Annotated in this window: 6 protein-coding genes; 3 read left to right on the top strand and 3 right to left on the bottom strand. The window is 69.0% G+C overall.

Annotated elements, in window-relative coordinates:
- On the top strand, positions 1-4,002 hold the full coding sequence (locus BQ7106_RS06400) for an FtsX-like permease family protein (RefSeq protein ID WP_072373165.1): 4,002 nt from the start codon (positions 1-3) through the stop codon (positions 4,000-4,002).
- Between the two features lie 221 nt (positions 4,003-4,223).
- The gene (locus tag BQ7106_RS06395; protein ID WP_072373162.1) at positions 4,224-4,802 is read left to right on the top strand and encodes a manganese efflux pump MntP; all 579 of its coding nucleotides are present in this window, start codon (positions 4,224-4,226) and stop codon (positions 4,800-4,802) included.
- Positions 4,803-4,827: 25 nt separating this feature from the next.
- Here BQ7106_RS06395 and yihA read toward each other — a convergent pair whose 3' ends face one another.
- Complete coding sequence (yihA, locus tag BQ7106_RS06390) at positions 4,828-5,415, bottom strand: ribosome biogenesis GTP-binding protein YihA/YsxC (RefSeq protein ID WP_072373159.1); 588 nt, start codon at positions 5,413-5,415, stop codon at positions 4,828-4,830.
- 227 nt (positions 5,416-5,642) lie between these two features.
- On the opposite strand from yihA, the gene BQ7106_RS06385 reads away from it, so the two are divergent.
- The gene (locus BQ7106_RS06385) at positions 5,643-8,330 is read left to right on the top strand and encodes a cation-translocating P-type ATPase (RefSeq protein ID WP_072373156.1); all 2,688 of its coding nucleotides are present in this window, start codon (positions 5,643-5,645) and stop codon (positions 8,328-8,330) included.
- Between the two features lie 89 nt (positions 8,331-8,419).
- Here BQ7106_RS06385 and BQ7106_RS06380 read toward each other — a convergent pair whose 3' ends face one another.
- Positions 8,420-9,670, bottom strand: coding sequence for an ATP-binding protein (locus BQ7106_RS06380; RefSeq protein WP_072373153.1), 1,251 nt, complete (start codon positions 9,668-9,670; stop codon positions 8,420-8,422).
- Between the two features lie 135 nt (positions 9,671-9,805).
- Positions 9,806-11,932, bottom strand: a complete 2,127-nt coding sequence (locus BQ7106_RS06375; RefSeq protein ID WP_072373150.1) for a HelD family protein — start codon at positions 11,930-11,932, stop codon at positions 9,806-9,808.
- Positions 11,933-12,070 lie beyond the last annotated feature (138 nt).

The raw sequence follows: 12,070 nt of genomic DNA, 5'->3' as shown, positions 1-12,070 counted from the left end.
ATGGCAGGTCGTCCCGCGCGCTCGCGCAGCGCCTTCACGCGCGACATCCTGCGCACGGTGCGCGGGAGCCTCAAGCGCTTCGTGGCGCTCGCCACGATCACCGCCCTGGGCGTGACCATGCTCACGGGCCTGCGCGCCTCCTGCGTCGACCTGCGCAACTCCGCTGACGAGTTCTTTGACGCGCAGCGGCTCTTCGACGTGCGCGTGCAGTCCACGCTCGGCCTCACCGACGAGGACGTGGACGCGCTCGCCGCGCTCGACGGGGTCGAGGCCGCGGAGGGCGGGTACGTCGAGACCGCCTACACGACGGTCGGCACGGTCTCCGAGAAGGTCGACGTCAAGGCGCTCTCGCCGTCGGGCATGAACGAGCCGCTCGTCATCGAGGGTCGCCTACCCGAGAGCTCCGACGAGGTCGCGGTGACCGTTCGCTACCTCAAGGACTCGGGGCTGGGGATCGGGGACACGGTGAGCTTCCACGGCGCCGACGACGAGGCCGACGACGAGGCGGAGGAGGGCCTCTCCGCCCTCGACTCCGGCTCCACGGAGGTGTTCGAGCGCGGGGAGTACACGATCGTGGGCACCGTGCTCGACCCGATGGACGTCAACGCAGGAGAGGGAACGATGTCGTTCCGCTCGAGCGGGGGGTCGCAGTACTCGTTCTTCGTGCTGCCGGAGTGCGTGACGGCGGAGGCGTACACGGTGGTCTACCTCAGCGTTGAGGGGGCCGCCGAGCCGCTGTGCTACTCGGCGGAGTACGAGGGCATCGTCGACGAGGTCAAGCAGAGCGTTGAGGACGCCCGCTCCGAGCGGGAGCGAGCCCGCGGCGAGGACCTGCGCGCCGATGCCACCGCCGAGGTGGACGAAGCCGAGGCGGAGGCCCTCGAGGAGCTCTCCGACGCGGAGCAGGAGATCGCGGACGGTCAGGCGGAGCTCGACGACGGGCGCGCCGAGGCGGCGGACGGCCAGCGCGAGCTCGACGAGCAGCGCGCAGATGCCCTGAGGCAGCTCGACGAGGCGCAGCGCACGATAGACGACAGTCGGGCCCAGCTCGAGGACGGCGAGTCACAGCTCGCCGACGGCCGCGCCGAGCTCGAGGAGGGAATCGCAGAGTTCAACGCGCAGCTGCCGGCGGCCCGCCAGCAGCTCGAGGACGGCCAGGCGCAGCTCGACGCGGCGCGGGAGGAGTTCCACGCGACCACGATCGCGCCACTCGAGGCCCAGCGCGACGAGCTCTCGGCGACGGTCGAGCAGCTGCGCCAGACCGTTGACTCGCTCGACGCAAACGCGGCCCAGCTCGCAGACGGCATCGAGGCCGCCGCGTCGTCCCTGCCCGAGGACGAGGGAGAGGCGCTCGGTGTCCTGGCGCAGCGCGTGCGCGACGCCTGGGAGTCGGTCGGGGCGCTCGACGGGACGGACGAGGCGGCGACGCGGGAGGCCGTGGCGCTCTTCTCCTCCGCGCTCTCCGACGCCGCCGCGGCGCTCGAGCCCGTCTCGCAGTCGCTCGGGGAGGCACAGGCGCAGGTCCGGCAGCAGATCGAGCTCATCGACCAGCAGGTCGCCGTCCTGGACGAGAGTCTGGCGGAGCTAGATGCCGGCATCGAGCAGGCGGAGCGTGAGCTTGCGGAGCTTGACGAGAAGATCGCGGAGCTCCAGGCCGAGGATCTTGAGAGCGCGGAGCTCGAGGCCCTTCTCGCCGAGCGCGAGGAGGTGGCCGCCGGGCTCGAGGAGCTCTCCTCCCAGAGGTCGGGCCTCGAGTCGTCGCGCGACGAGGCCGTTGCCGGGCGGGAGGCGGCGCAGGGACAGCTCGACGCGCTCACGGAATCCCGCGAGGGGCTGCAGCGGATCATTGCCGTCGGCACCGCGGGGGCGACGAGCGACCAGGGTGCCGCCGCGCTCGCGAGCGGTCGCGTGCAGGCGGCGACGGGGCTCGCGCAGGCACAGGCGGGCCTCGCGCAGGTCGAGGCCGGCATCGAGCAGGCAACCAGCGCGGCGGAGGCGGAGTTCTCCAAGCAGCAGGCCGTCATCGACCAGGGCTGGCAGGAGCTTCGGGATGCCTACGACCAGCTCGTGTCCGCGCAGGAGACGCTCGACCAGAGCGAGCGGGAGCTCGCGGACGGGTGGGCCCAGCTCGCCGACGGGCAGGCGGAGCTCGACCGGCAGCGTGCCGACGCGCTCGAGGAGCTCGACGACGCCCAGCGAACGCTCGACGAGGCCCTCGCCGAGATCGCCGACGGGCAGGCGGAGCTCGACGACGCCCGTGCGACCTTCGAGTCCGAGCGAGCCGACGCACTCGCCGAGATCGCCGACGCCCGCGCCGAGGTCGAGGACATCCCCGACGCGACCTGGTACGTGCAGGACCGCTCGAGCCTCTCGAGCTACGCGAGCGTCGACTCCGACGCCTCCTCGATAGAGGCCATCGGCACGGTGATTCCCATCGTGTTCTTCGTGGTGGCGGTGCTCATCAGCCTCACCACGATGACGCGCATGGTGGAGGAGGAGCGCGGGCTCATCGGCGTCTACAAGGCGCTCGGGTACGCGAGGGGTCGCATCCTCTCCAAGTACGCGCTTTACGCGCTCGCCGCGTGCCTCGTGGGCGCGGTCGCGGGCAACGTGCTCGGCTTCGTGGTGCTGCCCGCCATCATCTTCACGATCTTCTCGACCATGTACGCGCTGCCCGGGTTCATGTACGGCTACGATGCGGCGAGCGCGCTGCTCTCGTTTGCGCTCTTTGCCGCCGGCATCGTGGGGGCGACGCTGTTCACCTGCTGGCGCGAGCTGCACGAGTCCCCCGCGGACCTCATGCGCCCCAAGGCGCCCAAGGCGGGGTCGCGCATCCTGCTCGAGCGGGTGACGCCGGTGTGGGGTCGCCTGAGCTTCCTCAACAAGGTCACCGCCCGCAACCTTTTCCGCTACAAGCGTCGCTTCCTCATGACGGTCTTCGGCGTCGCGGGCTGCGTGGCGCTGCTCGTCACCGGCTTCGGCATCCGCGACACGGTGCTCTCGCTCTCTCCGCGCCAGTACGGCGACGCCGGCGTGACCCGCTACGACCTCATGGTCGTGAGCTCCTCCGACGACCTCGACGCCGTGCTCTCCGACCTCGGCGCCGACTCGGGGGTCGAGGACCTCACGCGCGCCTACATCGACAGCCTCACGGTGAGCTACGGGGACGACAAGGAGACCGTCCAGCTCGTGGTGGTGCCCGAGGCGTCAGACCTCGAGGGCTACGTCTCGCTTGCGGGGGACTCCGGTCAGGCGCTGGGACTCACCTCGGACGGCGCCGTCATCACGAAGAACGCCGAGCAGGTCATGGGCTTCTCGCTCGGGGACGAGCTCGCGCTGCAGGACAGCACGCTTGCCGAGGGGTCGGTGCGCGTGGACGGCATCGCGCTCAACTACCTGAGCAACACCCTCTTCATGACCGCGGACGCCTATGAGGCCGCGTTTGGGGAGGCCTGCGAGATGAACGGCGCGCTCGTGAGCCTCGCGGGGTCGGACGAGGAGCAGATCGAGCTGTCCGAGCGCCTCACCCAGGACGACCGGCTGCTCTCCGTGGTGTCCACGGCAAAGCTCGTGCGCGACTTCTCGAGCGCGTTCACGCTCATCAACACCGTGGTCTACGTCGTCATCGTTCTTGCCGCGGCGCTTTCGTTCACCGTGGTCTTCACGCTCTCCAACACCAACATCTCCGAGCGCGAGCGCGAGCTCGCCACGCTCAAGGTGCTCGGCTTCAAGCGGCCCGAGGTCTACAGCTACATCAACAAGGAGACGCTCATCCTCACGGGCATTGGCGTGGTGCTCGGCATGCCGATCGGCTACGCCCTGGCGCGCAGCCTCACGTGGATCCTGCGGATGCCGTCGCTGTACTTCGACGTGGTGGTGGACCCGCTCACGTATGTGATCTCCGCGGTGCTCGCGTTCGTGTTCACGCTGCTCGTGAACCTTATCACCAACCGCGCGCTCGACAGGATCGACATGGTGGGGGCGCTCAAGTCCGCCGAGTAGCGCAGGCGGCGGCATTGGCACCAGGCCGCCCGCGCACCCTGTGGTATGATTGCCGTCCACGAGGGAGTAGTGGCACGCCGAGAAGGGCGTGCGGTGCATCAACACGCTGGCCGGAGGCCTGGTGCGCCTTAATCAACGAGACTCGCGACGAGGGTGAGGGGCCCTCGTCGCGAGTCTCTTTTTGTGAGGTGCCCGTCGCGCGCGGGCGGAGAGGGGACGAGATGGGAATCGTCGAGCTGGTGCTGATCGCCGTGGGGCTCTCGATGGACGCCTTCGCGGTCTCGATTTGCCGTGGCCTGGGCATGAGGGAGCTCAACATGCGCACGGCCGCGGTGCTCGCGCTCTTCTTCGGTGGCTTCCAGGGGCTGATGCCGCTCGTCGGATGGGCGCTGGGCACGCAGTTCATGTGGCTCATCGAGCCTGTCGACCACTGGGTGGCCTTCGTCCTTCTCGCCTTCATCGGCGGCAAGATGCTCTGGGAGGCCCTTCACGAGGAGGCGGATGACGCCGCGGGGGAGGACACGAGCCGCATCGACCTGCGCGAGTTTCTCGTGCTGGCGGTCGCCACCTCTATCGACGCGCTGGCGGCGGGCATCTCGTTCGCGGCGCTCAACGTGGACATCGTCGCTTCGGTGTCCCTTATCGGCGTCATCACGTTCTGCCTCTCGTTTGTCGGCGTGGCCGTGGGCCACTACTTCGGGGCGCGCTACGAGAAGCCCGCGAGTGTCGTGGGAGGCGTCGTGCTGATCCTCATTGGCCTCAAGGTCCTGCTGGAGCACCTTGGCGTGCTGGCCCTCTAGCGCGGGGCACGACCTCGCCGTCGCGTCAGAGGCAGGCCTCTGCGATGATTCGCCGCAGCTCGTCGATGCCCTGGCCGGTCTCGGACGAGGTCACGACGACCTGGTCGCGCTCGATGTCGAGCTGGCGGGCGATGGTCGCGGCCTGCTGCGCCTGCTTGGAGCGCCCGAGCTTGTCCGCCTTGGTGAGCGCCACCACGAAGGGCAGCTCGCTCTCGCGGAGGAACCCCACCATCTCGTGGTCGAGCTTCTGGGCGTCGTGGCGGATGTCGACGAGCGCGATCACGAGGTTGAAGCTGCGCTCCTGGGCAAAGTAGCCCGAGATGAGGTTCGCCCAGCGCTGCTTCTCGCCCTGGGACACCTTGGCGAAGCCGTATCCCGGCAGGTCCACGAAGCGAATGCCGTCGACCTCGAAGAAGTTGATGTTGGCCGTCTTGCCGGGCGTGCTCGAGACCTTGACGAGCCCCTTGCGGTTGAAGAGCTTGTTGAGCAGCGACGACTTGCCCACGTTCGAGCGGCCCGCCACGGCGACCTCCGGCGTGGTGGAGGGCGGGAGCTGCGCCACGGTGCCGTACGAGGCCTCGAAGCGTGCGAGCTGGTAGTTGATGCCGGCCATGTGGGTCCTTTCGGTCGTGAGGCTGAGGCACCATTGTACCCGCGGGCGTGCAAAGGGGACAGGCACTTTTGCACGCCTGAGCTGCGACGGGTTCGGGCGAATCAAGGAGATTTGGCGTTTCTCGCCGAAGGGGTGCGTTGCGTGCGTTAATCTCGGGTATTAAGTAAGCCGAGTCTGACACGCCAGATTGACGCGTCCGTATCCGCCTCCCACCAGAAACGAGAACCATGAAGTACTGGAACGCCCCTGCAGAGAGCGTCCTCGAGGCGCTCTCCGTCGACGCCGGACATGGCCTCTCTCCCGAGCGTGCCGCCACCCTCCTGGAGGAGCACGGGCCGAACGCCTACCGCCAGGCGCCCCCCGAGGGCGTGGCCTCGATGGTCGCGAGGCAGTTTCGCGACGTCGCCAACCTGATCTTGGTGCTCGCAGCGTGCCTTTCGCTGGCCCTCGCCGTCCGTGAGGGGCACGGTTACCTCGAGCCCGTGGTCATCCTCGCGGTGATCGCCCTCAACGTGACGCTCGCCGTCACGCAGGAGCGCGGCGCCGAGCGCGCCCTCGAGGCGCTGCGCGACCTCAACGGCCCCGTCTGCCTGGTGCTGCGCGGCGGCGCGCGCGTGGAGGTGCCGACGGCCGAGGTCGTGCCGGGGGACGTCGTTCTGCTCAAGACGGGCGACCTCGTCCCGGCCGACGCCCGTCTCGTGGAGGCGACGGGGCTCGCCGTGGACGAGTCCTCGCTCACCGGTGAGTCCGAGCCCGCCGATAAGGACGCCCGAGCCCTCGTGGACGAGGACGCCCCCATCGGGGACCGCGCCAACATGGTCTTCTCGGGCTGCCTCGTCACGGCGGGCAACGCCGTAGCCGTGGTCTGCTCCACCGGCATGAACACCGAGATGGGCAAGATCGCGGGCTACCTCAACGATGCCCAGAAGCTCCAGACGCCGCTTCAGCGCAGGCTCAACCGAGTGAGCCGCATGGTCAGCGCGATTGCCGCCCTGGCTGCCGCCGCCCTTCTCGCCACGGGCCTGCAGCAGGGAGAGGAGTTCTGGAGCATGGTCCTCGCCGCGGTGTCGCTCGCCGTTGCCGCCGTGCCCGAGACGCTGCAGCTCATCGTTACCCTCACGCTCTCGCAGGGCGTGCACAACATGGTGGGCAAGCACGCGCTCATCCGTCGTCTGCCTGCCGTTGAGACGCTAGGGTCGACCTCGGTCATCTGCTCCGACAAGACGGGAACCCTCACGCAGAACCGCATGTCCGTGCGCAGGATCTGGGTCCCGGGTTCCGAGGTCGAGCACGTGGGGGATGGCGAGGAGGTCACAGGCGCCGCGCGCGAGCTGCTGCGCCGTCTGGCACTGGCCAGCAACGCGAGCGTCGAGCCCGACGGAGAGGGCGGCGAGAAGATCGTGGGGGACGCCACCGAGACCGCGATCGTGCGGCTGCTGCGCGAGGGCGGCGAGACGCGCGAGGAGCTGCTCGCGGACCTTCCGCGCGTGGGCGAGGTGCCCTTCTCGTCTGCGCGCAAGATGATGACGAGCGTCCACGCGCTGCCGGACGGCCGCTACCTGGTCCTGAGCAAGGGCGCGATGGACCGTCTTCCCTTCGCGGAGGCCACCCGCGAGGAGCTGGAGGAGCGCGCGCACGTTCACGACCAGTTTGCGCATGACGCGCTGCGCGTGATGGCGCTCGGAAGCCGCGTGGTCGATGAGCTCCCGGCAGACGGCGAGCTCGAGGGACTCGAGCGCGACCTCGCCTTCGAGGGCATCGTGGGCATCATCGACCCTCCGCGCCCGGAGGCGGCCGAGGCGGTGGCGACCGCGCGGCGAGCCGGTATCCGCACCGTTATGATCACGGGGGACCACGCCGCCACGGCGGGTGCCATCGCGCGGCAGATCGGCCTTCTGGGCGAGTCGGGTCGCGTGGTGACGGGCCGCGAGCTCGCGGCGATGTCCGACGAGGAGCTCGTGGAGAACGTGCGCGGCTACTCGGTCTACGCGCGCGTCTCGCCCGAGGACAAGATCCGCATCGTCGAGGCGTGGCAGGAGCAGGGCGAGGTCGTCGCCATGACCGGCGACGGCGTGAACGACGCGCCCGCGCTCAAGGCGGCCGACGTCGGCATTGCCATGGGCCGCTCCGGAACGGAGGTCGCCAAGGCGGCGGCTGACATGGTGCTCACCGACGACAACTTTGCCACCATCATCGAGGCCGTGCGCGAGGGCCGCAACGTCTTCTCCATCATCAAGCGCACGATCTACTTCCTGCTGGCGTGCAACCTCTCGGAGATCGCGATCATGCTGGGCGCGCAGATCCTGGGCTGGGGCACCCCGCTCACGCCGGTGATGCTGCTGCTCATCAACGTGCTCGGCGACGGCATCCCCGGTCTCAGCCTCGCGCGCGACCGCTCCGACGAGCGCATCATGGCGCGTCGTCCCATCGGGCGTACCGAGAGCTTCTTCGCCGGCGGGATCGCGCGCGCCATCGGCCAGCAGACGGTCGCCTTTGCGGCGGTGGGTCTCCTTGCGTTTTGGCTCGGCGCGTTCGCGTGGCTGCCGGGCGGGGAGGGGCCGTCGCTCGTGGCGGGTCAGACGATGTGCTTTCTGGTGGTGGGCTTCACCAGCATCCTGCACATCTTCACCGTGCGCACGCGCGGCTCGGTCTTTCGTCGCACGGTGCGCGACAACCTTCCGCTCGCGTGGGGCGCGGCGGGCGTCGTGGCCGCCTTCTCGCTCCTGGTGCTCGTGGAGCCGGTCGGCGCGGCGTTTGGCCTGGCCCCCATCGGGCCGGTGAGCTGGGCGTGCGCGCTCGGGCTCTCCGTGGTGCCGCTGCTCGTGGCCGAGGCGTTCAAGCTCTGGGACAATCGCCACGAGACCTGGCTCTACCGCCGGCGCCTCGTTCGCCACAGCAACACCGGCGACGAGTAGGCGTGCAGGGGGCCGTGCAGAGGGGACAGGCACTTTTGCACGCTTGGCGTGCAAAAGTGCCTGTCCCCTCTGCACGGCCCCCTGCACGCCTACGTGCGCAGAAGCGCGTCTACGAGGGCGTTGTCCTCGGGGTCGGGCGAGCCGAGCGGAAGCCCGCACGCCTCGAAGAAGTGGCTGCCGGCGAACTGACGCGCCCGGAAGGTGTCGTGAGCGCCGTCGCTCAGGTAGCGAACGCGCGAGAGGCAGTCGGTCGTTGCGCAGTAGAGCACACCGTGGCGCTCGGCGTAGGCGAGGTAGGTCTCGTCGTCGGACCACAGGGTCACGCCCGCCATGTTCTCGAGCTCGTAGGCTACGGCGTACTCGGTCCAGGAAATCTCGCGGACGCGCACGTAGGCGTCGAGCAGCGTGGCCATGCGCTTCACGCGGCTGAGCGTCGCGGCGGCGTCGATGAGGCGCGCCCCCGTGGCGGGAGGAAAGAGCGCCCGACGCGTCATCGTGGCGAGCGCTCGGTCTCGCTCGGACCCCTCGAGCAGGACGGCGGGAACGGAGAGCTTCATCGACTCGTCGGGAAAGAGCTCGATCGCGGAGTGCGCGACCACGGTCTCGTCGCGTGCGGGTATGCGAAAGACGAGGCTGTCGTGGGCGTGCTGGATGCGGCACGCAAGGCCGCGCTGGGAGAAGGCCTCGCGCATCGCCGCCGCCGTCTCGTTGGAGCGCTCGCGCGAGAACGACTCGTCCGACCGACGCCCCATCCTGAAGAGGTAGAGGTCGAAGAGCGGGAGCTCCTTGCGACGCGCGTCGGGCATGGGGTAGTAGACGGTGCGCTTGCAGAAGGCACGTACCTCGAGGCGTCGTCGCGTGGCCTTGTCGTAGAGGTCGACGAGGGCTGTTCCCGCGGCGGGGCCGGACGTGGATCCCTCCCGGATCTCAACGACGCCGTCGGCCACGTAGGGCGGGAAGTCCCCCTCGAGGACCTGGATGAGGATGACGCCCTGGTCGGGGTTCGCGGGGTCGGGCAGGAAGCGTGCCGAGAAGCGTGGCGCCGGCGAGACGTGGCGCCGGCAGAGCTCGCCGACGATCTGACTGACGTCGGCGGCGGGGCGGGGCACCGGGCACACGTCCTTCTCGGCGTCGGAGATGCCAATCACGAGCCACCCGCCCCGAGAGTTGGCGAACGACGCCACGATTTTGGGGATCTTGCGGCGAACGCTCGGCGAGAAGGTCTGCTTGAGCTCGAGGGCGAAGCCCTCCTCGAGCTCGCGAAGCTGCTCGAGGTCGGCGTAGTCGACCTCGGAGATCGCCTTGGGCGCGCCCTGGTCGCTGCGGAAGGGACTGAACATGGGGCCTCCTCGCTCTTCTCCCGCAGTATACCCACGGCAGCTTCGAACTAGCCCGAGCCTCGCGCACGGTATTTGGCCTTGAACCGTGCGCGAGGCTCGGGCTTACGGGTGAAGCGCGCCCTGCGATCAGTCGGCCTACCGACCTGCGAGCAGCGGCGTCATCTCGCCCTGGGCGAGCACGGTCACGCGGTGCATCGCGCGCGAGAGGGCCGTGTAGAGGCGCCTGCGCGCGAGCGGCGTGTCGGGGTAGACCTCCTCCTGCGCGTCCGGGACGATCACGTGGTCGAACTCGAGGCCCTTCGCGACGCGGAGCGGAAGCAGCACGACCCCGGTCGCCGGGAGCGCGACGCCCCTCCCCAGCACCGTCACCGCATCGCCGAGCTGCTTGGCGAGCCAGCTCACGCGTGCGTCGCTCTCGGCGACAACGGCGGTGAGTCCCTCGCCGGGCTCGGCCACGGCCTCGCGCAGCGCCGCGAGGTACGCGTCCTTATCGCCAAACGCGCGGATGGTGGGCTCCACGCCCGCGCGCTGGACCGACGTGAGGCGCAGCTGCTCCCGCTTGTCCAGCAGTCCCGTGAAGAGCGCGGTGATCTCGGGGGAGGAGCGGTAGCTCGTGAGCAGGCGGCACTCGTCCACGCTGCCGTGGCTCTCGCGGAAGATCTCGGCGATGCGGTCGAAGCTCGCCGTCCCCTCGAAGATTGCCTGGTGCTCGTCGCCGAGCAGCAGGAAGTGCGCGCGCGAGAAGTGGCGCGCGAGCACCATCAGCTGCGCCTCGGTGTAGTCCTGCACCTCGTCGACCATGACGAAGCGTGCGCCCTTCTCGCCCGTTCCGGTGAAGAGCAGGCGCAGGTAGAGCCACTCCGTGGCGGAGAGGGCGCTCGCCCTGAGGAGACGCATGCCGATTCGGTCGAGGCGCAGCCACTCGAGGCGCTCGATCATGTCGTGCGCCCCCGCGTAGCGCGACTCCACGAGCTTGCGCGCGTACTCGGCGGTCTCGGCCTCGTCCTCGGGGGAGATGGTCTCGCCGAAGACCTCGATCTGCTGCTCGACGTCCATCTCGAGCATTTCCTCCTGGAGCTCCTCGTCCTTTGCCATCTGCGAGAAGCGCCGCTCAAGGCGGTCGTGGAGCTCGTCTTTGACGAGCGCGGTGAAGCGCGGGCCCACGGGGAACTGCGAGAACTTCTCGACGGCGCCCTGGACCTGGCCGAGCTTGAGGAGGGGCTCGCCGCCCACCCTGATCTCGCGCAGGTCGTCCGGCTCGAGCGCGAGCCCGTCGGCGGCCTTCTCCATGAGGCGCAGGCGCTCGGGGTCGGTGTCGACGCCGAGGTCGCGCTCGCCGGCGCCCTGCGCCTCCACGAACGCGCGCCAGGTGAAGGTCTGGGGGTTGGACTCTCCCATGGAGGGGAGCACGGTGTCGATGTAGCTCTCGAAGACGGCGTTGGGCGTGAAGAGCCAGACCTGGCTGGGGTCGAGCGTCTTGCGCTCGCGATAGAGCAGAAACGCGATGCGCTGGAGCAGCACAGACGTCTTGCCCGACCCCGCGATGCCGTTGACGAGAAGAACGGGCACGTCCTCGTGGCGCACGACCTCGTTCTGCTCGCGCTGGATGGTGGCGGTGATGGCCTGCAGCTTCTCGGTGTGGTGCTTCTTGAGGGCGCCGAGCAGCAGGGAGTCCTGGATGGCCACCGTGGTGTCGAAGTACATGTTGAGCGTGTCGCGCACGATGTCGAACTGGCGGCGCAGGGTGAGGTTGACGGTGCGGGTCTTGCCGTCGACATCGTACGAGGTGGGGCCCATCTGCTGGTTGTAGTAGGTCTCTGCCACCGGGGAGCGCCAGTCCACCACGAGCGGGCGGCTGCGCTCGTCGGTCATGCCCGCGGCGCCGATGTAGACGTCGCGCGGGGGGCGCCCGGGCCGCATCTCGAGCGTGACCTTGGCGAAGTAGGGCTGCATGAGCAGCAGCATCACGCGGCGGAGCTTGTCCACGTTAAAGTCGTGGTGCTGGTTGTAGGCGTCGATGACGGCGTTGAGGCCCTCGATGGCGGCGAGGGTCTCGATGGTCTCGTCTGCGCCGCCGAAGTCCAGGCGCACCTCCTCGCTCATGTCGATGAGGTCCTGGCGCGCGCCGGCCTCCTTGGACCCGAGCTCGGCGGTGATGTCGTCCCTGATCTGGAGCAGCTTGGCGTAGAGCTCGGTGAGGTGCGCCTGCTCCTGCTGGAAGATGGGGTCGTCGCTGTGGGTGTGCTCGACGGTCTCGGCCATGGGTCTCCTCCTGCGGCGCGCGGAATATCGAGTTATCTATGGTACGCCATTGCGGCGTCTTGGTCGCTCATTCGAAAAAACGACAAGCGACGCTGCGTCTCTAAGACGTACAATAACCCTCACAGAATGCTATGTCGA

Origin of the sequence: Thermophilibacter mediterraneus (assembly GCF_900119385.1) — a bacterium.
Classification (GTDB): Bacteria; Actinomycetota; Coriobacteriia; order Coriobacteriales; family Atopobiaceae; genus Thermophilibacter; species Thermophilibacter mediterraneus.
The sequence above is the reverse complement of the archived record's forward strand: the minus strand, read 5'-3'. Positions and strand labels throughout refer to the sequence as shown.

Coding starts and splice junctions, on each gene's coding strand:
- BQ7106_RS06400 (WP_072373165.1), top strand. CDS start 1: ATGGCAGGTCGTCCCGCGCGCTCGCGCAGCGCCTTCACGCGCGACATC.
- BQ7106_RS06395 (WP_072373162.1), top strand. CDS start 4,224: ATGGGAATCGTCGAGCTGGTGCTGATCGCCGTGGGGCTCTCGATGGAC.
- yihA (WP_072373159.1), bottom strand. CDS start 5,415: ATGGCCGGCATCAACTACCAGCTCGCACGCTTCGAGGCCTCGTACGGC.
- BQ7106_RS06385 (WP_072373156.1), top strand. CDS start 5,643: ATGAAGTACTGGAACGCCCCTGCAGAGAGCGTCCTCGAGGCGCTCTCC.
- BQ7106_RS06380 (WP_072373153.1), bottom strand. CDS start 9,670: ATGTTCAGTCCCTTCCGCAGCGACCAGGGCGCGCCCAAGGCGATCTCC.
- BQ7106_RS06375 (WP_072373150.1), bottom strand. CDS start 11,932: ATGGCCGAGACCGTCGAGCACACCCACAGCGACGACCCCATCTTCCAG.